22 protein-coding genes are annotated in these 22,567 nt (G+C 70.5%); 6 read left to right on the forward strand and 16 right to left on the reverse strand.

The features are described from left to right. Window positions 1-12: 12 nt before the first annotated feature. Entirely contained in the window at window positions 13-2,967 is a 2,955-nt protein-coding gene (locus tag AQI94_RS08430) for a UPF0182 family membrane protein (protein WP_078902831.1), read from the reverse strand. Window positions 2,968-3,131: 164 nt separating this feature from the next. Between AQI94_RS08430 and AQI94_RS08435 the strand changes: the two genes are divergently transcribed. Beyond that, window positions 3,132-3,674, forward strand: coding sequence for a PPA1309 family protein (locus tag AQI94_RS08435; protein ID WP_031050956.1), 543 nt, complete (start codon window positions 3,132-3,134; stop codon window positions 3,672-3,674). A 99-nt stretch (window positions 3,675-3,773) separates the two neighbouring features. Here the strand turns inward: AQI94_RS08435 and AQI94_RS08440 are convergent, their stop codons facing one another. The 4 genes from AQI94_RS08440 to AQI94_RS08450 all read right to left on the reverse strand — a co-directional run bounded on the left by AQI94_RS08440 (window position 3,774) and on the right by AQI94_RS08450 (window position 6,938). Then, a complete protein-coding gene (locus AQI94_RS08440) occupies window positions 3,774-4,871 on the reverse strand; it encodes a YlbL family protein (RefSeq protein ID WP_031050960.1) in 1,098 nt (365 codons plus the stop codon). Window positions 4,872-4,932: 61 nt separating this feature from the next. Then, complete coding sequence (locus tag AQI94_RS44995; RefSeq protein WP_167364492.1) at window positions 4,933-5,097, reverse strand: hypothetical protein; 165 nt, start codon at window positions 5,095-5,097, stop codon at window positions 4,933-4,935. Between the two features lie 122 nt (window positions 5,098-5,219). Further along, window positions 5,220-5,681, reverse strand: a complete 462-nt coding sequence (locus tag AQI94_RS08445; protein ID WP_031050961.1) for a molybdenum cofactor biosynthesis protein MoaE — start codon at window positions 5,679-5,681, stop codon at window positions 5,220-5,222. 141 nt (window positions 5,682-5,822) lie between these two features. Next, a complete protein-coding gene (locus AQI94_RS08450; RefSeq protein ID WP_062229659.1) occupies window positions 5,823-6,938 on the reverse strand; it encodes an SDR family oxidoreductase in 1,116 nt (371 codons plus the stop codon). Window positions 6,939-7,130: 192 nt separating this feature from the next. Between AQI94_RS08450 and AQI94_RS08455 the strand changes: the two genes are divergently transcribed. Together AQI94_RS08455 and AQI94_RS08460 are read left to right on the forward strand one after the other, a co-directional pair. Beyond that, the gene (locus AQI94_RS08455) at window positions 7,131-8,555 is read left to right on the forward strand and encodes a zinc-dependent metalloprotease (protein ID WP_031051988.1); all 1,425 of its coding nucleotides are present in this window, start codon (window positions 7,131-7,133) and stop codon (window positions 8,553-8,555) included. Next, window positions 8,552-9,073, forward strand: coding sequence for an NUDIX hydrolase (locus tag AQI94_RS08460; protein WP_031051987.1), 522 nt, complete (start codon window positions 8,552-8,554; stop codon window positions 9,071-9,073). The genes AQI94_RS08455 and AQI94_RS08460 overlap by 4 nt, the downstream gene beginning before the upstream one ends. A 48-nt stretch (window positions 9,074-9,121) precedes the next feature. Here AQI94_RS08460 and AQI94_RS08465 read toward each other — a convergent pair whose 3' ends face one another. The 4 genes from AQI94_RS08465 to AQI94_RS08480 all read right to left on the reverse strand — a co-directional run bounded on the left by AQI94_RS08465 (window position 9,122) and on the right by AQI94_RS08480 (window position 12,862). Continuing rightward, on the reverse strand, window positions 9,122-9,859 hold the full coding sequence (locus tag AQI94_RS08465) for an AIM24 family protein (RefSeq protein WP_031051986.1): 738 nt from the start codon (window positions 9,857-9,859) through the stop codon (window positions 9,122-9,124). Window positions 9,860-9,878: 19 nt separating this feature from the next. Next, window positions 9,879-10,556 (reverse strand): AIM24 family protein, encoded by a 678-nt coding sequence (locus AQI94_RS08470; protein WP_031051985.1) that lies wholly within the window; start codon window positions 10,554-10,556, stop codon window positions 9,879-9,881. Between the two features lie 4 nt (window positions 10,557-10,560). Further along, on the reverse strand, window positions 10,561-12,150 hold the full coding sequence (locus AQI94_RS08475) for a TerD family protein (protein ID WP_062229660.1): 1,590 nt from the start codon (window positions 12,148-12,150) through the stop codon (window positions 10,561-10,563). Window positions 12,151-12,265: 115 nt separating this feature from the next. Then, a complete protein-coding gene (locus AQI94_RS08480) occupies window positions 12,266-12,862 on the reverse strand; it encodes a M48 metallopeptidase family protein (RefSeq protein ID WP_078902862.1) in 597 nt (198 codons plus the stop codon). A gap of 259 nt (window positions 12,863-13,121) precedes the next feature. Between AQI94_RS08480 and AQI94_RS08485 the strand changes: the two genes are divergently transcribed. Next, window positions 13,122-14,339, forward strand: coding sequence for a TOMM precursor leader peptide-binding protein (locus AQI94_RS08485; RefSeq protein WP_062229716.1), 1,218 nt, complete (start codon window positions 13,122-13,124; stop codon window positions 14,337-14,339). Next, the gene (locus AQI94_RS08490) at window positions 14,332-15,699 is read left to right on the forward strand and encodes an ABC1 kinase family protein (RefSeq protein ID WP_031048081.1); all 1,368 of its coding nucleotides are present in this window, start codon (window positions 14,332-14,334) and stop codon (window positions 15,697-15,699) included. The genes AQI94_RS08485 and AQI94_RS08490 overlap by 8 nt, the downstream gene beginning before the upstream one ends. Window positions 15,700-15,709: 10 nt before the next feature. On the opposite strand, the gene AQI94_RS08495 is transcribed toward AQI94_RS08490, so the two are convergent. From AQI94_RS08495 to AQI94_RS08515, 5 genes are all read right to left on the reverse strand, one after another. After that, the gene (locus AQI94_RS08495; protein WP_031048077.1) at window positions 15,710-15,910 is read right to left on the reverse strand and encodes a hypothetical protein; all 201 of its coding nucleotides are present in this window, start codon (window positions 15,908-15,910) and stop codon (window positions 15,710-15,712) included. A gap of 103 nt (window positions 15,911-16,013) precedes the next feature. Then, window positions 16,014-16,337, reverse strand: coding sequence for a hypothetical protein (locus tag AQI94_RS08500; protein WP_031048075.1), 324 nt, complete (start codon window positions 16,335-16,337; stop codon window positions 16,014-16,016). Beyond that, window positions 16,334-16,702: a WhiB family transcriptional regulator gene (locus AQI94_RS08505; RefSeq protein ID WP_020119791.1), complete on the reverse strand. Its 369-nt coding sequence runs from the start codon at window positions 16,700-16,702 to the stop codon at window positions 16,334-16,336. The genes AQI94_RS08500 and AQI94_RS08505 overlap by 4 nt, the downstream gene beginning before the upstream one ends. Before the next feature lie 175 nt (window positions 16,703-16,877). After that, window positions 16,878-17,201 (reverse strand): hypothetical protein, encoded by a 324-nt coding sequence (locus tag AQI94_RS08510; RefSeq protein WP_031048071.1) that lies wholly within the window; start codon window positions 17,199-17,201, stop codon window positions 16,878-16,880. Window positions 17,202-17,370: 169 nt separating this feature from the next. After that, complete coding sequence (locus AQI94_RS08515; protein ID WP_107064270.1) at window positions 17,371-19,695, reverse strand: ATP-dependent DNA helicase UvrD2; 2,325 nt, start codon at window positions 19,693-19,695, stop codon at window positions 17,371-17,373. Between the two features lie 54 nt (window positions 19,696-19,749). Here AQI94_RS08515 and AQI94_RS08520 point away from each other — a divergent pair, with 54 nt between their 5' ends. Beyond that, window positions 19,750-19,992, forward strand: coding sequence for a mycoredoxin (locus AQI94_RS08520; RefSeq protein WP_031048065.1), 243 nt, complete (start codon window positions 19,750-19,752; stop codon window positions 19,990-19,992). A 61-nt stretch (window positions 19,993-20,053) separates the two neighbouring features. On the opposite strand, the gene nudC is transcribed toward AQI94_RS08520, so the two are convergent. Together nudC and AQI94_RS08530 are read right to left on the reverse strand one after the other, a co-directional pair. Further along, window positions 20,054-20,998, reverse strand: a complete 945-nt coding sequence (gene nudC / locus AQI94_RS08525; protein WP_031048063.1) for an NAD(+) diphosphatase — start codon at window positions 20,996-20,998, stop codon at window positions 20,054-20,056. 150 nt (window positions 20,999-21,148) lie between these two features. Then, window positions 21,149-22,561: a dipeptidase gene (locus AQI94_RS08530; protein ID WP_031048062.1), complete on the reverse strand. Its 1,413-nt coding sequence runs from the start codon at window positions 22,559-22,561 to the stop codon at window positions 21,149-21,151. Between the last annotated feature and the right edge of the window lie 6 nt (window positions 22,562-22,567).

A 22,567-nucleotide genomic window follows, 5' to 3' on the forward strand; every position in this document is an offset into this window, starting at 1 on the left:
CCCAGCGGCCGATCAGCCGCTGGGACTGCTGCTCGGACTACCGCTGGGACTGCTCCGGGGGCTCGGACTGGCACTGGGCTTCGCGCTGCTGCCGCTGCCCTTGTCCGCCGTGGCCTGCGCGTCCTCGGCGCGCTTGAGCGCGTCCTGGAGATCCTCCTGGGCCCGGCCGTACGCCTCCCAGTCGCCCTTCTTCAGGGCTTCCTGGCCGGCGTCGAAGGCCTTCTGGGCGTCGTTCAGCGCCTGTTGGACCGTCGGGTTGGTGGAGGTCGGCGGCGGCTTGGTGGTGTCACCGCCGTCGTCGGCCGGTGGCTGGGTGCTCGAACCGTCCGCTCCGAAGACCTTGTTCAGGGCTTCGTCGAGGGTGTCCTCGAAGGCGGTGTTGCCCCCGTAGGTCACCAACACCTTCCGCAGCAGCGGGTACTTGAGTCCACCACCGCGTACGTAGACCGGCTCCACATAGAGCAGTCCTCCGTCGAGGGGCACCGTCAGGAGATTGCCGTACTCCACATTGGAGTCGCCTCTGTTGAGGAGGCTGATGGTCTCGGCGATGTCCTGTTCGGAGTTGAACTGGCTCTGCACCTGTTTGGGTCCGTTGACCGTGGTGTTGGTCGGCAGTTTCAGGATTCTGATCTTGCCGTAGTCGCTGGTGCCCGCCTCGGCGTCGACCGACATGAACGCACTGAGATTGTCCCGGCCGTTGGGCGTGAACGTCGTCGTGAGCGAGAACGCCTGTGCCTTCTGGTCGGGCATCTTCATGCTCAGGTAGTACGGCGGCACGGCGTCGCCCGACTTGTTGGTCGGGTCGTCCGGCACCTGCCACACCTCGCTGCCGCTGAGGAAGGTGTCCGCGTCCTCGACGTGGTAGCGGGCCAGCAGCTCACGCTGGACCTTGAACAGGTCCTGCGGGTAGCGCAGATGGGCCATCAGGTCGGTGGAGATGTCCTTCTTCGACTCCACCGTGCCCGGGAACGCCTTCATCCAGGTCTTGAGGACCGGGTCCTTGGTGTCCCACTGGTAGAGCTTGACCTCGCCGGTGTACGCGTCGACGGTCGCCTTCACCGAGTTGCGGATGTAGTTGACCTGGTTCTGCTGGGCCACGACCGCGCGCTGGTTGTTCGTCGCGGTCAGCGAGTCGGCCGTGGTGTCACCGAGGGTCGTGCGCGAGGAGTACGGGTAGCCGTTCGTCGTCGTGTACGCGTCGACGATCCACTGGATCTTGCCGTTGACCACCGCCGGGTAGGCGTCGCCGTCGATGGTCAGCCAGGGGGCGACCGCCTCGACGCGCTGCTTGGGCGTGCGGTTGTACAGGATCCGCGAGCCCTCGCCGATCGCTCCGGAGTAGAGGATCTGCGGCTCGCTGAACGCCACCGCGTAGGCGGCCCGGTTGACCGGGTTGGAGAGGTTGACCCCGCTCTTGGCCTTGTAGCTGTACGTCTTCTCGCCCGAGTCGTCGGAGTAGTCGATCTCCTTCTGGGGACCGCCGACGATCGAGTACTCGGTGGTCTTCTCGCCGTAGTAGACGCGCTGCTGGTACGTCCCGAGGTCGCCCTGGGAGGGCAGGTTGGACTCGGTGAAGACCGGGCGGCCCTCGGCGTCGGCCTCGGTGCCCTTCGCGGCGACCACGCCGTAGCCGTGGGTGTAACGGAAGTGGTCGTTGATCCAGTTGTTCTTCGGGATGCCGGCGAGGTTCAGCTCACGCAGCCCGATGACCGTGTCCTGGTCCTTGCCGTCCTTGTTGTAGCGGTCGACGTCCAGGTTGGTCGGGAACGCGTAGTAGTTCCGCATCTGCTGGAGCTGCTGGAACGTCGGCGAGACGACGTTGGGGTCCACGACCCGGATGCTCGCCGTGACGTCGACGTCGTCGCGCAGCTTGGTCTTGTCCGTGGTGGTGGACTTGCCGTCGTACTCCTTCACGGAGGCGTCGTCGATGCCGTACGCCTCACGCGTGGCCTTCAGGTTCTTCTCGACGTACGGCGCTTCCTTGGCCTGCTCGTTCGGCTGGACCTGGAACTTCTGGACGATCGCCGGGTAGAGCCCGCCGATCAGGATCGCCGAGAGCACCATCAGGCCGAAGCCGATCACGGGCAGCTGCCAGGTGCGCCGCCACAGGGTGGCGAAGAACAGCAGCGCGCAGATGACCGCGATGCAGAAGAGGATCGTCTTGGCCGGCAGATAGGCGTTCGCGTCGACGTACCTGAGGCCGGTCCAGCTGTCGGTCGCCTTGAAGTCGCTGGACTTGACCGCGAGGCCGTACCGGTCGAGCCAGTACGCGACGGCCTTCAGGGCGACGAAGACGCCGAGCAGCACCGACAGGTGCCCGGTCGCGGCGGCCGTGGCCCGCGCGCCCGGGGAGGTGATCCGGAGACCGCCGTAGAGGTAGTGGGTGAGCGCGGCGGCGATCACCGAGAGGATCGCGGCGGCGAAACCGAAGCCGAGCAGGAACCGGTACCAGGGCAGGTCGAAGGTGTAGAAGGAGATGTCGAGGTGGAACTGCGGGTCCTTCTGACCGAAGGAGACGCCGTTCACCCACATCAGCCAGGTCCGCCACTGGCTGGAGGCGGACGCACCGGCGATCAGGCCAACCAGGGAGACGATCCCGAGCAGCAGCCACTTCTTGTACGGCGCGATGCCCATCCGGTAGCGGTCGAGGTTCTGCTGCTCCATCGACATGGCGCTCAGCGGGGGACGCAGCCGGTGGGCCAGCCAGATGTTGAAGCCGACCGCCAGGGCCATCAGCAGGCCGAAGACGAAGAACAGCCCGATCTTGGTCCACAGCGTGGTGGTGAACACGGACGAGTAGTTCACCGAGCGGTACCAGAGCCAGTCCGTCCAGAAGCCCGCGAACATGGTGAACGCCATGCCGAGGACGGCAAGGACGCCCAGCGTCATGAGCAGGGTCCTGGCACGCCGGGACGGGCGGCCCACTCTCATCCGCGGCCCTGTAGGGCCTCCGCCGCGGTCCGGCATCTGGAAAGCCAAGGTGCGCACCTCGAAGTTCGCTGTCGATCCGTCAGGCCCTCGTGTTCGCGAGCCCTGGGTGGCCCCCCGTGATCGCGGGCCCACACCTATGCAACTTACTCACCGTTTACTCGGTTCCCGATTCAGGTGACGAACGAGGCAGGATTGTGACCATGTCCAACACCCCCATGGCGGCGAGCCCGCTCACCCGGGCCGTACTCGAGATCGACGAGTACGCCTCCGGCCTCGGCTGGGACCAGCCCGCCCGCCTCTTCGCCCTCGTCGACACCGCCCGGCTGCGCGCCCAGGAGCCCGCTCTCGCGAGGCAGCTCGGTCCGCAGGACGCGCAGGCTTCCGCGGGCTTCACCCCGATCGAGCAGGACGAGATTCCCGCGGGCAAGCCGCTCGACGAGTTCCTCGGCACCATCGCCTGGCCCGACGCGGTCGTCGGCTGTGCGCTCACCGTGGAGCGCCTGATGCTGCCGCCGTCCGCCGAGGCGTCCGTCCCGCAGGGGCTGACCGAGGCCAAGCTGGCGAAGTGGGTCGCCGAGCACCCGGACCGCCAGGAGGTCCGCATGACGGTCGCGGTCCTGCGCGACGGCACCCGCGACTCGGCCCTGCGGCTGCGCGAGAAGGACTCCCCGACCGAGGTCCTCACGGGCCGCGACCTGGTCCCCGGCCTGGCGGAGGCCCTGTCGGCGACGTTCGCGGACTGACGTCTTCCGGGTCCTCGAGGTCGTCGGGGTCTTCCGGTACGGCGAAGGGGGCGCCCTCGGTGTGAGGAGCGCCCCCTTCGCCGTGCACACGCGTGCCGGTCAGCCCTTGGCCGTGCACTTCGGCAGGTCGGACGTCCTGCCCTCGCGGATGTCCTTGAGCGCGCCGAGGGCGTCGTCGATGGTCTTCACCTTGACCAGGGTGAGCCCGCCAGGGGTGTCCTTGGCCGCGGCCGCGCAGTTGTCGGCGGGCGTCAGGAAGTACTGGGCGCCCTTGTCGCGCGCGCCGACCGTCTTCATCTCGATGCCGCCGATCGGGCCGACCTTGCCGCCGTCGTCGATCGTCCCGGTGCCGGCGACGAACTTGCCGCCGGTCAGGTTGCCCGGGGTGAGCTTGTCGTAGATGCCGAGCGCGAACATCAGCCCGGCACTCGGGCCGCCGACGTCGGCGAGCTTGATGTCGATGGTGAACGGGAAGGTGTGGTCGGTCCCGGCCGCGATCCCGACGATGGCGCGCTTCTCGCCGTCGTCGTCGGAGGTCCTGGTCCTGATCGTGACCTTCTCGGTCCTGGTGGCCGGCCGGTTCGCCTTCTCGGCGGCGGCCTGCTCCTTCGCGGGCACCACCGTGAACACGACGTCCTCGCCGGGCTTGTGCTTGGTCACCAGTTCGGCGACGTCGCCCGGCGCCTTCACCGTCGTACCGTCGACGGCCTTGATCACGTCACCGGCGTGGAGCCGGCCCTCGGCCGGGGAGTCCTTGACGACGGTCGAGACGATCACCCAGGACTGCACCGGGACGTGCAGTTCCTTCAGCGCGGCGACCTTCGCGCTCTCCTGGGACTGGCTGAACTCCTCGGCGTTCTCCTGGGTCGACTGCTCCTCGGTCTTGCCGTCCGGGTAGAGCGTGTCGTGCGGTACGACCTTGTTGTCGTGCGCGAGCCAGCCGTAGACGGCCTCGACGAGGTTCATCTTGTAGTCGGCGCTGGTGACCCGGACGGTGGTCATGTTCAGGTGACCGCTCGTCGGGTACGTCTTGCGCCCGGAGATCTGCAGCACCGGCTCGCCGCCGTGGTCGCCGAGGGTGTTCACCGTGGGTCCCGGTGACATCTCGGCGTAGGGCACTTTGATGAAGACTCCCGCGCAGAGAAGCGCGATCAGCATCAGGGTGGAGGCGAGCATCGTCGCGGTGCGGCGTGGCATGGCACGACAGTACGGGACGCTCCTGTCGGACTCTCGTCAGGGCGCCGCCGTCACCGGGACGTCAGGTGCCGGAGTGCGACTTCTCCATCGCGGCGCGGAAACGGGCGTATCCGTCGAGCTCGGGGCCGTCGCTGCGCGCCTTCCGGGTCCGGTTGGCCCAACTGCCCCACAGCCCGGCGGCGACCGCGGCCAACAACGGAATCAACAACCAGACGAGCGCCCCCATGCCGACCTCCCGACCCCACACTGAGCCACCGCAGAAACTGACTGATCAGCAGATTAACCATCTGCACTGACAACGCTCACGGCAGGGGTGCGGTTACGCAACCGGAGAGGCGGAGGAAGGGTTCAGCAGGCGCCGACCCATTCCTCCGTACCGTCAGAAAACGTCTGGTGCTTCCAGATCGGCACCTCGTGCTTGAGATCGTCGATCAGCTTCCGGCAGGCCTCGAAGGCCTCCCCCCGATGGGGGCAGGAGACGGCGACGACCACGGCGAGGTCCCCGACTCCGAGGTCCCCGACCCGGTGCACGGCGGCGAGGGCCCGCACCGGGAACGCGGCGACGACCTTCTCCGCGACCCTGCGCATCTCGGCCTCCGCACTGGGGTGGCACGAGTACCCGAGCTTGTCGACGTCGGCGCCCCCGTCGTGATTCCTGACCGTCCCGACGAACAGGGCGGTCCCGCCGGCCGCGTCGTCCCCTACGGCGCGGAAGACCTCGTCGAGGGAGAGGGCGGTCTCGCGGACACCGATGAGCTTGATCGGCTCGTCGGCGGTCCGCTCACCGGGGTGGTCGAAGGTAGGTGCCATGCGCCCATCGTGCCGCACGTCCTGGGCAACGGGGAATGAAGCTTTTACCCGGCACACACGCGTGCGGCGTTGGAGACTCGTACAGGTGGCCCACCCAGAGGGGCGGGGAACCGCGCGACAAGCCCCCGCAGCGCGCTCCGCTCAGATCCTCCGCCGGGCCTTCCGGGCCCGCCGTACGACAGCCGCCGCGCCCAGCAGGGCAACCGTCGCGCCGGCCGCCCCCGCCGCCGTCGCGTCCTTGCGCCCCAGCCGCCGCCCGGCGACCGTGTGCCGCCCGGCGACCTCCTCCAGCAGCTCCGCGAGCACCTCCTCGTTGGTCCACCGCGGCCGCCACCCGGCGTCGTGCAGCCGGCTTCCGCTCACCACCCAGGGGTACATCGTGTAGGCCAGGTCCCCGGCGGGAGACGGCGTCAGACCGATCCGGTGCAGCCGGGCCGCCGCCCCGAGCGCGACCGCCGACGGCAGCTCCATCCGGCGGATCCCGCTGAGCTCCTCGATCTCCTCCTGCTCCAGCCAGCCGTCGCACCCGACGGCGAGCTCCCCGTCGACCTTCTCCAGGACGGCGTGCTCCAGCGCGCTGCACAGGTCCTCGACGTGGCAGAACTGCCAGGCGGGCCGGGAGCCGGCCACGACCAGCAGGCGCGGCGACTCGAAGTACCGGGTCAGGGCGGTGTCCGTGCCCCCGCCCACCAGCACGGCGGGCCGCACCACGGTGACGTTCAGTCCCGGATGCGCCCGGGGCGCGCGCCGCGCGAGCCGCTCGATCTCCAGCAGGTCGCCGACCCCGGTCGCCTCCGCGGTGGCCCGCAGCTCGGCGTCCTCCGACAGGGGCAGCTCGTTGTCCGGCAGCGCCCCGTAGACCATCGCGGAGGTGCACAGCACGACCCGGTGGACGCCCGCGGCCGCCGCGGCGGTCAGCACGGTCTGCGTGCCGCGCACGTTGTACGCCGTACGCGCCGCGGGGTCGGAATCCAGATCGAGGTCGAGCGCCAGGTGCACCACGACATCGGCCCCGCGCAGCTTCTCCGCGATGGCCGGATCGCGTACGTCCAGGATGTGCCACTGCGCCGCGTCGCACTCGCCACGCCGCTCGTCGAGCGCGATGACCTGCTTGATCTCCTCCGAGGCGGCGAGCCGCTCGGTCAGCATCGCTCCGATGCCGGACGCGGCACCGGTGACCGCGACGACTGGCCCGCGCGTGGCGGGATTGGTTGACTGGTTTCGCGCTGCGCGAACCTGCGGATCAGGGGAACTCACCGGGCGTCTCCAGCGGTTGTCTTCAGTAGGAACGCGAGTGACGCGTACGTACCAGGTGGCATCCATCCTGCCGCAGGCGGACAGTCGGCGGAGCACCGAGGCCCTTACGGCCGTCGGTGTCTACGCTGGGGGGTGTTATCGGGCAGCCGCGCCGCCGGAGGCAACCGGTGGCCTTACCAGCCGAGGAATCCCGTGAGTGACACCCCATTCGGATTCGGCCTTCCGCCGGAGGAGCCGGACGACGGCGACGAGGGCAAGAAGAAGGACCAGGAGAGCGGTGGTGGTCAGGGACCGGCCAACCCGTTCGGTTTCGGCGGTCTGCCCGGAGCCGGAGGCTTTGGCGGCCCCGGTGCGGACAATCCGCTCGCAGCCATGTTCGGATCGCTGAACCCCACCGACCTGGGCGCCGCCTTCCAGCAGCTCGGCCAGATGCTCTCGTACGAGGGCGGCCCGGTGAACTGGGACATGGCCAAGCAGATCGCCCGCCAGACGGTCTCCCAGGGGACCTCCGACGGCACCAAGGACGCGAGCATCGGTCCCGCCGAGCGCACCGCGGTCGAGGAGGCCGTACGCCTGGCGGACCTGTGGCTCGACGACGCGACGTCGCTGCCCTCGGGTGCCGGCTCCGCCGTGGCGTGGTCCCGCGCGGAGTGGGTCGAGGCGACCCTGCCCGCGTGGAAGGAGCTCGTCGACCCGGTCGCCGAGCGGGTCGGCACCGCGATGGGCGACGTCCTGCCGGAGGAGATGCAGGCCATGGCGGGCCCGCTGATCGGCATGATGCGCTCGATGGGCGGCGCCATGTTCGGCACCCAGATCGGACAGGCCGTCGGCGTGCTGGCGGGCGAGGTCGTCGGGTCCACCGACATCGGCCTGCCGCTGGGCCCGGTGGGCAAGGCCGCGCTGCTGCCGGCGAACATCGACGCCTTCGGCAAGGACCTGGGTGTGCCGAGGGACGAGGTGCGGCTGTATCTCGCCCTGCGCGAGGCCGCCCACCAGCGCCTCTTCGCGCACGTGCCGTGGCTGCGCTCGCACCTGTACGGCGCGGTCGACGGGTACGCGCGCGGGATCAAGGTCGACACCGCCAAGCTGGAGGACGTGGTCGGCCAGTTCGACCCGCAGAACCCCGAGCAGCTTCAGGACGCACTCCAGCAGGGCATGTTCCAGCCGGAGGACACCCCGGAGCAGAAGGCGGCCCTGGCCCGGCTGGAGACCGCTCTGGCCCTGGTGGAGGGCTGGGTGGACGCGGTGGTCCACGCGGCCGCGAAGCCCCGTCTGTCGTCCGCGGACGCGCTGCGCGAGACCCTGCGCCGCCGGCGCGCCTCGGGCGGCCCCGCCGAGCAGACCTTCGCCACGCTGATCGGCCTGGAGCTGCGTCCGCGCCGCCTGCGGGACGCCTCCCGGCTGTGGGCCTCGCTCACGGACGCGCGCGGTGTCGACGGCCGTGACGGCCTGTGGGCCCACCCGGACATGCTGCCCACCGCGTCCGACCTGGACGACCCGGACGGTTTCGTGCACCGCGAGCAGATGGACTTCTCCGAGCTGGACAAGATGCTCGGCGAGGCCGCGGAGAAGCCCGACCTCAAGAAGAAGGACGGCTCGGAGGACGACACCGAGTGAGCCTTCATGACGACGCCGTCCTGGTCCTCAAGGAGTACGAGGACCAGGCGGATCTTCGCCAGGCCTACCTGGACCATCTGGCGGCCCACCCGGACGGCATGTGGAAGGCCTGCGAGGAGGGCCACATCACGGCGAGTGCCCTGGTCGTCGACCCGGAGCGCGGACGGGCTCTGCTGACCCTCCACAAGAAGCTGGGCATGTGGCTGCAGATGGGCGGCCACTGCGAACCGGACGACACCTCCCTGGAGGCGGCGGCCCTGCGCGAGGCGACGGAGGAGTCCGGCATCGCAGGCCTGACCCTGCTGCCGGGCGGCCCGGTGCGTCTGGACCGGCATCCGATTCCGCCGCCGTGCCACTGCCACTTCGACGTCCAGTACGCGGCGCTCGCTCCGTCCGGGGCCGTGGAGACGGTCAGCGACGAGTCGCTCGACGTGCGGTGGTTCGCCTACGACGAGGTGGCGGACGTGGCGGACGACTCGGTCGTACGACTGCTGGAAGCGACCCGCGCGAGGCTGTGAGCGCACGGGTAAGGGGCGCCCGACAAGGCAGGCGCCCCTTACGCATGCCTAGCTGTTGCTTCCCCCGAGGGAGTTGCCGCGCATGCCGAACTGGCCGAGCACCCCGCCGTTGCGCATGCCCTGCGGCGGCAGCAGCTCACTGGGCTGGACCAGGACGTGGCCGGTGCCGCCGAAGTGCATCTCCCAGCCCTCGCCCGTCGTGCCCCGGCGGCGCCACACTCCGGACGTGGAGGTGGGCGCCTGGAGCTGGGTGCGCAGGGACGTGGACCAGGCGATGACGGCGTCGGAGTCGACGCAGACGTTCTTGTCCGGTCCCACCTCCAGCACCAGCGGCTCGCCCGAGGTCATCAGCACGACCTGGCCGGAGCCGGACAGCTCCAGGTTGTAGGCGCCGGCGGCGGCCACCTCGACGGCGCTGTCCACGGCGACGATGCCGACGCCCAGGGAGCCGTCGAAGGCCAGGACGTAGGAGCTGTCCACCGTGATGCCGCGGCCGACCTCCATGATGTGCAGGTGCTGGGCCAGGTTGGCCAGGTAGACGATGCCGTTGCCCTTGCAGCGCATGAGTTCCAGGCGCTCACCGGTCATCCGCTCGACGTTGCGCCAGCTGCGGTTGCGGTACTGGCTGTCGAACTCGACCTGCCCCTCGAAGGCCACCATGGCGCCCTGGCGGGCGAGGACGGGGCTGCTGCCCTGGGTGACGTCGGTCTTCAGGAGCTGCGGGTTCTGCAGGGTGTAGCGCCCGGTCGACTCGACCGGGACGTGTGCGAAGAGTGTGCTGTGCATGATGTGCCTGGTGCTCCCCTCAGCCCCGGATCTTGAATCGGTCGCCGGTGTCCTCGCTCGGCTGGACGACGACGAAGCCCTGCCCCTTGAAGCCGATCTGGAAGGCCTCACCGCTGCCGCGGCCGATGAGGGCGCTCGCCTTGATGGTGCGGCGGGCCTTCATCTCCAGGCCGGTCGTCCAGGCGACGAGCGCGTCCGGGTCGACGTACGTCTCGCGCTCGGCGCAGTCCAGGGCCATCGGAATGCCCCGGCTGACCAGGGCGACCCAGCCGGTGCCCTTGATGACGAGGTTGGTCAGGCCCGAGCCGGACAGCTTCGCGAGTCCCTTGACCGGTTCGATGGCCAGGTCCAGCGAGGCGTCGCAGGCCAGCAGCGTGGCGCCGTTCACGGACAGCGCCTCGCCGTTGAGGTGCAGGACGAGGATGTCGCCGCCGTAGTCGGCCAGGTAGAGGTCGCCGTCGCCGCGGGCCAGCATGAGCTTGCCGCCCTCGCCGGAGACCATCTCCTCCGCCGAGCGGCGCAGGCTCGCGGGTGCCCCGTCGAACTGCACATAGCCGTCGTAGGCGATCATCGAGCCGGCCTTGGCGATCAGGTCCTGCCCGGTGACCATGGTGACCTTGAGCGTCTTGGAGCTGTGCACACTCATGCGGACGCCGGTCGCGGCGGCGCGGTGCGCACTCAGAGTCTGGGAGTCCATGGCCTCACACCTCGAAGGGCTGTACGACGACGAAGTTGCCGGGGGCGCCGCGGAACTGGAGGTTCACGGCCTCGGTGGTCTGCCGGGCGTACCCGGAGCGGCGCAGCCTGAGCGAGGTCGTGGTGACCGCCTGCGCACCGGCGGACCAGGCGATGACGGCGTTGCCGTCGACATAGGTGGCGGCGCCGACGGGCAGGACGACGGGCACGCCGCGGGTCTTGACGACGACCGCTCCGGTGCCGGAGAAGAGCATGCTGAAGAAGCCTCCGCCGGGCAGTCCCGCGCCCTCGATGCGGCGGACCTCGGTCTCCAGGGTCTCGTCGAAGGCGAGCACGCCCTGGGCGCTGGTGTAGAGCTGCTCGCCCTGGAGGCGGATGACGAAGACCCGGCTGGCCTCGTCGGCGAGGAACACCTCGCCGTTGCCGGTGCAACGCATCAGGGACATGCCCTGGCCGGTGAGCGCCCCGGTGAGCTTGCCGAGCAGGCCCGATCCCTTGTGGGCGAAGTCGATGTCGCCCTGGTAGGCGACCATGCTGCCCTGCTTGGCGAGGATGGGGGCGTCCTTGGTGAGGGTGGCCCGCACCAGGTTCGTGTTCTGCTCGGTCCAGCGGTCGCCGACGGGGGCTTCCGCGTACTTCGTCAGGACGACCCGGACGTTGGCCTCGGGCGGCACCGGGGCGAGCTGGGTGCCGCCGCCGAAGGGCTGCGCCTGGCCGGGGACGGCTCCGGGAGCACCGGGGGGCGCGAACTGGCCGGCGACAGCGCCCGGGGGTGTGAACTGACCCGCGGGTACTCCGGGGGGCGCGTACTGACCGGCCGGCGGTGCGCCGGGCGGCGTGGACGTCTGACCCGGAGGAGTGAACGACTGCGGGCTCGTCGGCGCGGCGGGCGCGGACGGGGCGGGCCCGGCGACCGTCGGTGCGGTGTGCACGGAAGGGGCGGCCGCGGGAGCAGGCGGCGCGCCGAACGAAGGGGCCGGTGCGGGCGCCGGCGCGGGCGGGGCGAAGGCCGGCGCCTGGGACTGGGCCGGAACGGCGGGCTGCTGGGGCGCGACCTCGGGCTCCTCCTCGGCGACCTCGCCGCCGAAGTTCTTGAGCAGCGCGTCCAGGCCGCCGTCGAACCCCTGGCCGACCGCGGCGAACCGCCAGACGTCCTTCAGATACAGGTCGCCCAGCATCACGGCACGCTCGGTGGAGAACTCAGCGCCGTCGAACGAGTACCGGGCCACTTCCTCGCCACCGGCGACGATACGGAGATAGCCGGGGGCGATCTGCGACATCTGGCCGCCCCCGTCGATCGTCGCCGTGAACGACAGCTTCTGGATCTGCGACGGAATCCGGTCGAGCGTGACCCGGAACGACTCCGTGTCGCCCGACTGCGCGCCCAGGAGCTGGATGGAGTCCTCGGGGGACTTCGGCTGGTTGAAGAAGATGAAGTACCGGTCGTCCGAGAGCCGTTCCTCGGCGTCGAGGCCGAAGCAGCTGATGTCGAAGGTCAGTCCGGGGCCGGAGATCTGTACGCCCACGTACAGGTCCGTGCCCGCGGTCAGGTCACTGATCTTGGCCTTGTGGCCGCGTTGGAATTCCCTGGCCATGCGTAACGACCGTCCCCCATCCCGAATGCGAGTGCGTCGCGACAGGCTAACGGCAAAGTCGGACACCGGCGGAGGTCGGTACAGATCCGGTACAAAAACCCGTTCGGGTCGTCGGTCACTCTCCGCGAACGCCCGGAAGGTGCGGCAGACGGTCCGCGGCGACCACGCCCTCCAGATAGCCCTTGGCCCGCTCGGTGCGCGGATAGGCCTCCAGCAACCGCCAGAAACGTGGCCCGTGTCCGGGCACGAGCAGATGCGCGAGCTCATGCAGCAGGACGTAGTCGACGACGTACTCGGGCATGCCCTGGAGCCGGTGCGAGAGCCGGATGCTGCCCTCCGACGGGGTGCACGAACCCCAGCGGGTGTTCTGGTTGGTGACCCAGCGGACCGAGGCGGGCCGCGCCCGGCCGTCGAAGTACTGGGCCGACAGCCGCTGGGCGCGCTCGGAGAGCTCGGTGTCGCCGAGGACCCGTTTGCTCTCCTGGGCGGCCAGCTTGTCGAGCATGACACTGACCCAGCGCTGCTCCTCTGCCTCGGACATCCGGGCAGGGATGAGCACGACGGTGCGATCGCCCTCGCGGTACGCGGAGACCGTCCGGCGTCGACGGCTGCTCCTGCGGACCTCGATCGCGCTCGCCCCCGAGCCGCTCGGCGGCTGGCTCGTCGTGCTGCGCTGTGGCGTTCCGGCGCTGTGCAGTGGGTCGGCGGGCACGCCCTGACGTTACCCGCTGCACACGGGGGAAGTCCCGACTCCGGGACGGTTCGGTTCCGATCGCCCGCCATGCGTCCGATTTGTACGACGAATGGCCCCCACCTGTGGACAACTTTCGGCGCCTGTCCCTCGGGGCCGGGCATGCTGGCATCGCCGCCACAGCCGCGACCGACCGTCGCGGGCTCCGGCGGCGTACGGGGATGTTCCACGAGGGCTACGGGGGCCTGTCATGCAAGCAGTGGTTCCGCTCGAACCGACCATGGTTCCGCAGATGAAGCCCGCGCTGCGGCGCGGCTGGCGCGATCTGAACACCGTGCAGTTCGGGATGACCCCGGCGCACGCGCTCACGCTGGGCCCGATCGACACCGCCACGGGCAGTTTCCTCGACCTGCTCAACGGCACGCGCGGTCTCGCGCTGCTGCGGGAGGAGGGGCGCCGTTCGGATCTGCCCGACGGGCATGTCGACACGCTGGTGGGACGGCTGGCCCGGGCCGGGCTCGTCGACGACGCGCGGGGCGGCGGGCCGGCCGCGGACGCGCTGCGGGAGAAGAAGGAGATCCTGGACCGGCTGGCACCCGACCTGGCGTCCCTGTCTCTGACCACGTCGGAGCCGGGTGACGCGATGAGACTCCTGGCCGCCCGCCGCTCACTGCGGGTGCAGGTCAGAGGGGCAGGCCGGGTGGGCGTGACGCTGGCCGCACTGCTCTCGGGAGCCGGTGTCGGAGAGGTCGACGTGCGGGACGGCGGCCGGGTCGAGCCGGGGGACGTCGCCCCGGGCGGGCTCCCCGCCGCCTCGGTCGGCGACCTCAGGAGCACCGCCGCACGCCGGGCGGTGTCCGCGGCGGCTCCGGGCCGCCCGCCGCGCCATGGCTCCCGGGCCTCGGTCACGGCGGACGGCACCGGGTTCTCCCTGGTCGTCCTCGCGCCGCGGGACGACGTGGACGTCCACGCGCCCGCCCCGGCCACCGGCGAACCCCTCGTCCGCTCCGGCACACCTCATCTGTACGCCGGTGTCGTCGAGGCGACGGGAGTGGTCGGCCCCCTTGTCCTGCCGGGCGAGACGGGCTGTGCCGGCTGTCTGCACGAGACCCGGACCGACCGCGACCAGGCCTGGCCCCGGCTGGTGGCCCAGTGGCGTTCGGGCGGCAGACGGCTTCCGGCGCGCCCCTGTGATCTGGCGCTGGCCACGACGGTCGCCGGCCTCGCGGCCGCGCACGCGCTCGCCTTCCTGGACGGCCGGGTCCCGTCGAGTGCGGGCGCCCGTTGGGAGGTCTCGCTGCCCGGTATGACCTGGCACGCGCGGCCGGTCTGGCCGCATTCCGCATGCCCGTGCGGGGCCGCGGAGAAAGGTAAGGGAGAACACACCTCCAAGGAGGAGGCTGCGCACGAGACAATGGCAGAGCAACGGTCGTCGGAGGAGTTGTGCCGTAAGGCAACCGCGCCACGGCCTGCTGGGACCTGGAGGGCGCATGTCTGATCTTCCCCGGAAGGCGGTCACCCGGACCGCCAAACTCGCCGCGCTCCCGCTCGGCTTCGCCGGGCGGGCCACCTGGGGACTCGGCAAGCGGATCGTGGGCGAGTCCGCGGAGATCGTCGGCCGCGAGCTGCAACAGCGCACCGCCGATCAGTTGTTCAAGGTGCTCGGGGAGCTCAAGGGCGGGGCCATGAAGTTCGGCCAGGCCCTGTCCGTCTTCGAGTCGGCCCTCCCCGAGGAGGTGGCGGGGCCCTACCGCGCGGCCCTCACGAAGCTCCAGGAGGCCGCGCCTCCGATGCCGACCCGCACCGTGCACACCGTGCTCAAGGAGCGGCTCGGCGAGGACTGGCAGGAGTTGTTCGCCGAGTTCGACGACAAGCCCTCCGCGGCGGCGTCGATCGGCCAGGTGCACCGGGCCGTATGGCATGACGGGCGCGAGGTGGCGGTCAAGGTCCAGTATCCGGGGGCCGGCGAGGCACTGCTGTCCGACCTGAACCAACTGGGCCGCTTCGCCCGCCTGTTGGGGCCTCTGGTGCCGGGCATCGACATCAAGCCCCTGATCGCCGAGTTGCGCGACCGCGTCTCCGAGGAGCTCGACTACGCGCTGGAGGCACAGGCCCAGCAGGTCCATGCGGAGGAGTTCGCGGACGATCCGGACGTCGTGGTGCCGGCCGTGGTCCACCAGAGCGACCAGGTCCTGATCACGGAGTGGATCGAGGGCGTCCCCCTGTCGGAGGTGATCTCGGACGGCACCCAGGAGCAGCGCGACCGTGCCGGGCAGCTCCTGGCCCGGTTCCTCTTCTCCGGCCCCGCGCGCACCGGCCTGCTGCACGCCGACCCGCACCCGGGCAACTTCCGGCTCCTGCCCGGCGGTCCGGACGGCGAGGAGGACTGGCGCCTGGGCGTCCTGGACTTCGGCACGGTCGACCGGCTCACCGGCGGTCTGCCGGACACCATCGGCACCTGCCTGCGCATGACGCTGGACGGTGAGGCGGAGGCCGTCTACGAACTGCTCTGCGCGGAGGGCTTCGTCAAGGAGTCCATAGAGCTGGACCCGGACGCCGTCCTCGACTACCTCCTGCCGATCATCGAACCGGCCGAGGTCGACGAGTTCACCTTCAGCCGGGGCTGGATGCGCAGCCAGGCCGCCCGGATCGCCGACCCCCGCTCCCCCGCCCACCAGCTGGGCAAGCAGCTCAACCTGCCTCCGGCGTACCTCCTGATACACCGGGTCACCCTCAGCACCATCGGCGTCCTGTGCCAGCTGGGCGCGACGGTGCGACTGCGCGAGGAGCTGGAGGAGTGGCTTCCGGGCTTCGTGCCGGAGGAGGACGACGAGCAGGAGGAGGCCGCGGAGGCCTGAGGCGGGCGGCCTACCACCAGGCCGAGTCGAGCCGCCCCTCGATGGACCTCAGGTTCTCCCGGGAGCAGGTGTCGCAGAAGTACTGGCGGACGCCGTTCTCCAGGGAACAGGTCCAGGTGGGCGGTGCACCCTCGGCCCGCGTGCCGCAGCGGGCGCACACGAGGGGCTCCGCCGCCTCGCCGGCGCCTTCGTCTCCGGGAAGACTCGTCACCCGCCGACCATAACGCCGGATCCGTTGGTTCGGCGCGCACAACGCACCGTGGGGGCCGGTCCGTTCGGACGGACCGGCCCCCACGGGGAACTACCGGGTCGGGTTACTGCATGACGGCCATGGCCAGCGCGCGGCGAGCACGCATGGAGGCGCGCTCGGCCCGGCGCTGCATCCGGCGGGCGGTCGCCAGGTGGATCGCCTGACGTTCCTGCTCGGCCTCCTGCAGCCGGTCGCGCATATGCGCGCGAGCCAGGGCTTCTGGGATGAGTTGCATCTCACGGGTCCTGTTCTGACGCGAGTCGTTCGCGTCGGTGGTGGTGAAGTCTGGGATCGCGGAGCCGGCGGGCTCGCTGGTGGACGGCTTCATCGGGGCCTGCTTCGTGGGGTCGTTCGTGAGGGGGCGGTCGATCGTTCCTGCGATGTTCATGCTGTGACCGGGTTCTTGCGCGGGCGACCACGCGGCCGCTTCCGGGCGACGACGACACCCTGGACGAACAGCTCTCCACCCCAGACGCCCCAGGGCTCGCGCCGCTCCTTGGCGCCGGCGAGGCAGGCCTCCATCAGCGGGCAGGTGCGGCAGAGGGACTTGGCGTACTCGACGTCGGCCGGCGACTCGGCGAAGAAGACCTCCGGGTCGTAGGAACGGCAGGGGACGGGTACGCCGAGGTTCTCGATGGCGTCGTCGAGCGCGGTGAGCGCGGTGAGCGGGATCAAGGTGGAGTCCTCCGTGAGGCCGGGCGGGGGGATCGTTTCGGAAGGCGGTACGGACGGGGCGTGCGCTTCGAGTTGCACGGTTCGTCTTCCTCGTCTGTTCGGTCCGGCCCTGTGGGACCGGTAGTCGCTTGGTACCGGGTTCTTTTCTTGTCCCGAGACCCCTTCGCTCCGCTCTCCCCGTTCGGGGAAAACAGAAGGGCCGCGGATCCCGGATGGGGTTCCGCGGCCCTGAAGGCGCCGGCCTGATCGAAGATCAGGCTGGATCACTCCAGGGTTCTGGCCCACGGAAGGCCCACATCAGGTGGTGCTGCGTCGTCTGCTTCCGGAATCCGGCACCGGCCGCCGCAAAGGCATAGGCATGCGCCTGCGCCACTACTGCTTCCAGTGCCTTGGTCGGTCGCTCATTGCGCTCACGGACGGGAAGGACCGCGAGAGACACGGAGGACGCCGGACGCACGGCACGGATGCCGGACAGACCGGTGCCCAGGTTCGAAACGCCGAGCATGCACGTGGAGACGACCGAGCGATCGGTCATTTTGGCGGTGCTGATGGCCGTGTTGCTGTTGATGCTGATCACTTCAATCGCCTCCTCTCGGCGTCTCTGGGGACGGCGGCGCGAGCCACTGTCCGACGGATATGCAAGTAGAACACGGAATCGGGGCCTCCGAGAAGGCCTCCGTCCCCGTGGCTAAGAACCTATGGGGATTGCTGGGGCATGCGCAAACTATTTTTCCGACGAGTTGGAATCAGTCCCCGTCCTCCCCTTCCGTAACCTCCTGGCCTGCGCAGATCGTCAGCACATCGGCTCCGTAGCGATGGAGCTTGCGCAGGCCGACGCCGGGGATCCGCGCCAGCTCGTGCTCGTCGTCGGGCACGGCCTCGGCGATCGCCATCAGCGTCTTGTCCGTGAAGACGCAGAAGGCGGGCTGTCCGCTGCGCTGCGCCTGTACGGCACGCCAGTCGCGCAGCCGCTCGTAGAGCCCCTCGTCCATGTCGGAGGGACAGTCCTCGCATCGCATCAGCTTCAGCTCGCCCGCGTCGGTGAGCGTGCGCCCGCACACCCGGCAGCGCGCCGGGGTGCGCTGAGTGCGTCTCGGGGTGACACCGACGGGGCTGGTGAAGCCGCGCTCGACGCCTCCTGGACGGCCGCCGGCGGTTCGCGCGGCGGTGGCGGTGGAGCCGGGGCGCAGCCCGTCGAGGAAGCGGCTCGGGCGGCGGTTGGGGCGGCCCCCGGGTGAGCGGGAGAGCGACCAGGAGACATGGAGGCGCTCGCGGGCGCGGGTGACACCGACATAGAGGAGCCTGCGCTCCTCCTCGATCTGCTCGTCGGTCTTCGCGTAGGTGATCGGCATCATGCCCTCGGCGACACCGACCAGGAACACGGCGTCCCACTCCAGGCCCTTGGCCGAGTGCAGGGAGGCGAGGGTGACGCCTTCGACGGTCGGGGCGTGCTGGGCACCGGCCCGCTCGTCGAGTTCGGCCACCAGGTCGTTCAAGGTGGCGTCGGACCGCGCGGCGGCGAAGTCCTGGGCGAGGTTCACCAGGGCGGCCAGCGACTCCCAGCGCTCCCTGACGGCCCCGGAGCCGGCCGGGGGCTCGGTGGTCCAGCCCTCGCCCGACAGCACGGCCCGCACCTGGGAGGGCAGGGTGACGGCGTCGTCCAGCCGTGAGTCGTTGCCGCCGAAGCGGGCCGCGCCCCGGAGGTTGACGATGGCCCTGCGCACCTCGGGCCGGTCGAAGAACCGCTCGGCGCCGCGCAGCTGGTAGGGCACTCCGGCGTCGGCGAGGGCCTGCTCGTAGGTCTCGGACTGGGAGTTGGTGCGGAAGAGGATGGCGATCTCGCTGGCCCGGACGCCCGCGTCCATGAGCTCCCGGATGCGGCGGGCGGCGCCCTCGGCCTCGGCCGGTTCGTCGGTGTACTCGGTGTAGACGGGGTCGGGGCCGGCCCGGCGCTGGGAGATCAGTTCCAGCCGGTGGTCGGCGGCGCGACCGCGGGCCTGGGCGAGCAGGCCGTTGGCGAGATGGACGACCTGGGGGGTGGAGCGGTAGTCGCGGACCAGCTTGACGACGGTGGCTCCGGGGTGGCGGGTGCGGAAGTCGAGCAGGTGGTCGGGAGTTGCACCGGTGAACGAGTAGATCGTCTGGCTGGCGTCGCCCACGACGCACAGGGTGTCGCGCCGCCCGAGCCACAGCTCCAGCAGCCGCTGCTGCAGGGGGCTGACGTCCTGGTACTCGTCGACGACGAAGTGCTGGTACTGGGAACGGACCTGTTCGGCGATGTCGTGCCGGTCCTGGAGGATGGCGACGGTCAGCAGCAGGACGTCCTCGAAGTCGATGACGGCGCGGTCGCGCTTGAGGTCCTCGTAGGCGGCGTAGAGCTGGGCGATCTCGGCCGCGGCGCGTGGGGTCTCACGGCCGGCCTTCGCGGCTGCGAGGGCGTATTCGGAGGGCACGGTCTGGGTGACCTTGGACCACTCGATCTCGCCGGTGACGTCCCTCAGCTCGCCCCGGTCGAGGCGGATGCGGCAGGCGGCGGCCGCGTCGGCGACGAGCTGGATCTTGCGGTCGACGAGCCGGGGCATGGAGCCACCGACCGCTTTCGGCCAGAAGTACTGGAGCTGACGCAGGGCCGCCGAGTGGAACGTGCGCGCCTGGACACCCGAGGCGCCGAGCTGGCGCAGTCGTCCGCGCATCTCACCGGCGGCGCGGTTGGTGAAGGTGACGGCGAGCACGCTGGAGGGCTGGAGGATTCCGGCCCGCACCCCGTAGGCGATGCGGTGGGTGATCGCCCGGGTCTTGCCGGTGCCGGCGCCCGCCAGCACGCAGACCGGCCCGTGCAGGGCGGTGGCCACCTCGCGCTGCTCGGGGTCGAGCCCTTCGAGCACCGCGTCGGCCGAGTCCGGTGTGCGCGGGAAGAGCGTGGAATGCGTTGCTGCTGTCACACGGCCATGCTGCCAGGTCGGGGGAGACGGGTGAGCCGGTTGTCCACAGGCAGGTAGCCGCAGTCGTACTAATGCGGCAGGCGTCACCTGGCCGGGGACCCCGGGTCGGGAATGGCGCCCCGGTCGCATACGTTGCCTCTTCGGACGACCTCTTCCCCGAGCCACCGAAGGAGCGCGCGAGACATGCAGGGCACTGTGACGATGTACAGCACCACGTGGTGCGGTTATTGCCAGCGGCTGAAGAAGCAGCTGGAGCGCGAGGGCATCGCGTACACCGAGATCAACATCGAGCAGGACCCGGAGTCCGCGGCGTTCGTGGAGAAGGCGAACGGCGGGAACCAGACGGTCCCCACCGTGCTGTTCGCCGACGGTTCGACGCTCACGAACCCGTCGCTGGCGCAGGTGAAGCAGAAGGTCGGCGCGTAAGCACCGCGGTCATGGAGGCGGTTCCTGAGGCAGCTCAGGAACCGCCTTTTTGTGCGTGATGTCAGACGAAGCTCCTCGTCGGCAACGGCTTGCCGTACCAGAGCTCGATCAGACGGGCCGCGATCGAGATGCCGTACGGCGGGAGGACCTCGCCGGACTCGAAGGCGGCCTGAAGGTCGTCGCGGGAGAACCAGCGGGCTTCGTGGATCTCGTCGCCGTCGACGTTGATGTCGGTGGAGGTGGCGCGGGCCATGAAACCGAGCATGAGGCTGGAGGGGAACGGCCAGGGCTGGCTGGCGACGTACTCCACCGGGCCGACGGTGATGCCGGCCTCCTCGAAGACCTCGCGCCGCACCGACTGCTCGATGGACTCGCCCGGTTCGACGAAGCCGGCCAGCGTCGAGAAGCGGCCCTCCGGCCAGTGCACCTGGCGGCCGAGCAGGATGCGGTCCTCGTCGTCCGTGACGGCCATGATCACGGCCGGGTCGGTGCGCGGGTAGTGCTCGGCGCCGCAGGCGGGGCAGCGACGGATGTGGCCGGCCGCGGCGATGACGGTGCGCTCGCCGCAGCGGGAGCAGAAGCGGTGGGTGCGCTGCCAGTTCTCCAGTCCGACCGCGTGCACCATCAGGCCCGCCTCGCGCGCGGACAGCAGCAGGCCGGCCTCGCGCAGACCGGCGGGACGCGCCGACTGGTCGATACGGCCCGGCAGGGAGTCCTTCTGGAGGGCGAAGTAGCGGACGCCGTCCTCGTCGATGCCGAGGAAGTAGCGGTGTGCCTCGGTGAGCGGGGCCTCGAAGGACGGGGTCATGACGAGTTCGGTACGGCCGTCCGGTGTCTCGTCGATGAGGACCTGACCGCCGGAGACCACGAAGCAGCGGGTCGTGGGGTGGCTCCACGCCGCCGCGAGCCAGGCCTCGTCGAGCCGGTGGTGCGCGGCGCGGTCGATGCCGCTGGGTGCGGTGAGCGAGACGGGACGGTCGGCGGTGTGGTCGGTCCAGGTGGTCACGGGTGCTTCCAACTCCCCCGGTGCAGCGGATTGTTTCGGCGGGCGGTTCGGCGGGACGTACGGCGCGGGGCGACCGGTCCGGCGGGGCTTCGCGGTGCGGGGCCCTTTCAGTGTGCCCCGCGCGCCGGCGGTCCGGACGGCGCGGGACGGTCAGGGCGCATGGCTCCAGTGCTCGGCGAGATCACCCCACAGGTACGCGGCGGTCTCGACGCCCTTGAGCAGCAGGTCGAGCTCGACCTTCTCGTTCGGCGCGTGCCAGCCGTCGGAGGGGACGGAGATGCCGAGGAAGAGCACGGGTGCGCCGAGGACTTCCTGGAGGTCGGCGGCGGGGCCCGAGCCGCCCTCGCGGGTGAAGCGGACCGGCTGGTCGAAGGCGCGGCCCATGGCCCGTACGACGGACTGGAGGGCCGGGTGGTCGAGCGGGGTCAGGCACGGGCGCGTGGCGGCGGCGAAGGTGATCTCCTGCCGGATGCCGGCGGGCACCTGTTCCGTGACCCAGGCGCGGACCGCCTTCTCGATGTGGCCGGGGTCCTGACCGGCCACCAGCCTGAAGGAGAGCTTCACCATCGCGGAGGACGGGACGATCGTCTTGCTGCCGGGGCCCTGGTAGCCGCCGCCGATGCCGTTGACCTCGGCGGTGGGGCGGGCCCAGACGCGCTCCAGGGTGGTGTGGCCGCTCTCGCCGTGGGTGGCGTGCGACTTGGCGGTGCGCAGCCACTGCTCCTCGTCGAAGGGCAGCTCGGCGAAGAGCTCCCGCTCGCGTTCGGTCAGTTCGACGATGCCGTCGTAGAAGCCGGGGACCGCCACGCGCGCGTGTTCGTCGTGCAGGGCGGCGACCAGGCGGGCGGCGGCTGTGGCCGGGTTGGGGACGGCTCCGCCGAAGGAGCCTGAATGGATGTCCTGGTCCGGGCCGTACAGGCGGATCTCGCACTCGGCGAGGCCACGCATCCCGGTGCACACGGTGGGGGTGTCCTCGGCCCACATGCCGGTGTCGGAGACAATCACGGCGTCGGCGGCGAGCCTTTGCGCGTGCTCCTCGACCAGGGCGCGGAAGTGCGGGGAGCCGGACTCCTCCTCACCCTCGATGAGCAGCTTCAGGTGCACCGCCGGGGCGGAGCGGCCGGTGGTGGCGAGGTGGGCGCGGACGCCGAGGGTGTGGAAGAGGACCTGGCCCTTGTCGTCGGCCGCCCCGCGCGCGTAGAGACGGTTGTCGCGGACGACCGGCTCGAAGGGGTCGCTGTCCCAGCCGTCCTCGCGGGCGGCGGGCTGTACGTCGTGGTGGCCGTAGACGAGGACCGTGGGCGCCGCGGGGTCGACGGCGGGCCACTCGGCGAAGACGGCGGGTGCGCCCGGGGTCTCCCAGACCTCGGCCGTGGGGAACCCGGTCTCCTTGAGCTTGGCGGCGAGCCAGTCGGCGCTGCGGCGTACATCGGGTCCGTGGTCGGGCTGGGCCGAGACGGACGGGATGCGCAGCCATTCGGCGAGGTCGTCGAGGAAGGCGGCGCGGTGCTGCTCGATGTACGTACGGACAGCGCTGACGACACTGTCAACGGGTTGGCTCATGGTCAC

This window comes from Streptomyces pseudovenezuelae (assembly GCF_001513955.1).
Taxonomy (GTDB): Bacteria; Actinomycetota; Actinomycetes; order Streptomycetales; family Streptomycetaceae; genus Streptomyces; species Streptomyces pseudovenezuelae.

Bases quoted from the DNA above. Each gene is read 5' to 3' on its own strand.
- AQI94_RS08430 (WP_078902831.1), bottom strand. From the start codon at position 2,967: ATGCCGGACCGCGGCGGAGGCCCTACAGGGCCGCGGATGAGAGTGGGC.
- AQI94_RS08435 (WP_031050956.1), top strand. From the start codon at position 3,132: ATGTCCAACACCCCCATGGCGGCGAGCCCGCTCACCCGGGCCGTACTC.
- AQI94_RS08440 (WP_031050960.1), bottom strand. From the start codon at position 4,871: ATGCCACGCCGCACCGCGACGATGCTCGCCTCCACCCTGATGCTGATC.
- AQI94_RS44995 (WP_167364492.1), bottom strand. From the start codon at position 5,097: ATGGGGGCGCTCGTCTGGTTGTTGATTCCGTTGTTGGCCGCGGTCGCC.
- AQI94_RS08445 (WP_031050961.1), bottom strand. From the start codon at position 5,681: ATGGCACCTACCTTCGACCACCCCGGTGAGCGGACCGCCGACGAGCCG.
- AQI94_RS08465 (WP_031051986.1), bottom strand. From the start codon at position 9,859: ATGCACAGCACACTCTTCGCACACGTCCCGGTCGAGTCGACCGGGCGC.
- AQI94_RS08470 (WP_031051985.1), bottom strand. From the start codon at position 10,556: ATGGACTCCCAGACTCTGAGTGCGCACCGCGCCGCCGCGACCGGCGTC.
- AQI94_RS08475 (WP_062229660.1), bottom strand. From the start codon at position 12,150: ATGGCCAGGGAATTCCAACGCGGCCACAAGGCCAAGATCAGTGACCTG.
- AQI94_RS08485 (WP_062229716.1), top strand. From the start codon at position 13,122: ATGGTTCCGCAGATGAAGCCCGCGCTGCGGCGCGGCTGGCGCGATCTG.
- AQI94_RS08490 (WP_031048081.1), top strand. From the start codon at position 14,332: ATGTCTGATCTTCCCCGGAAGGCGGTCACCCGGACCGCCAAACTCGCC.
- AQI94_RS08500 (WP_031048075.1), bottom strand. From the start codon at position 16,337: ATGAACATCGCAGGAACGATCGACCGCCCCCTCACGAACGACCCCACG.
- AQI94_RS08515 (WP_107064270.1), bottom strand. From the start codon at position 19,695: ATGCGACCGGGGCGCCATTCCCGACCCGGGGTCCCCGGCCAGGTGACG.
- AQI94_RS08520 (WP_031048065.1), top strand. From the start codon at position 19,750: ATGCAGGGCACTGTGACGATGTACAGCACCACGTGGTGCGGTTATTGC.
- AQI94_RS08530 (WP_031048062.1), bottom strand. From the start codon at position 22,561: ATGAGCCAACCCGTTGACAGTGTCGTCAGCGCTGTCCGTACGTACATC.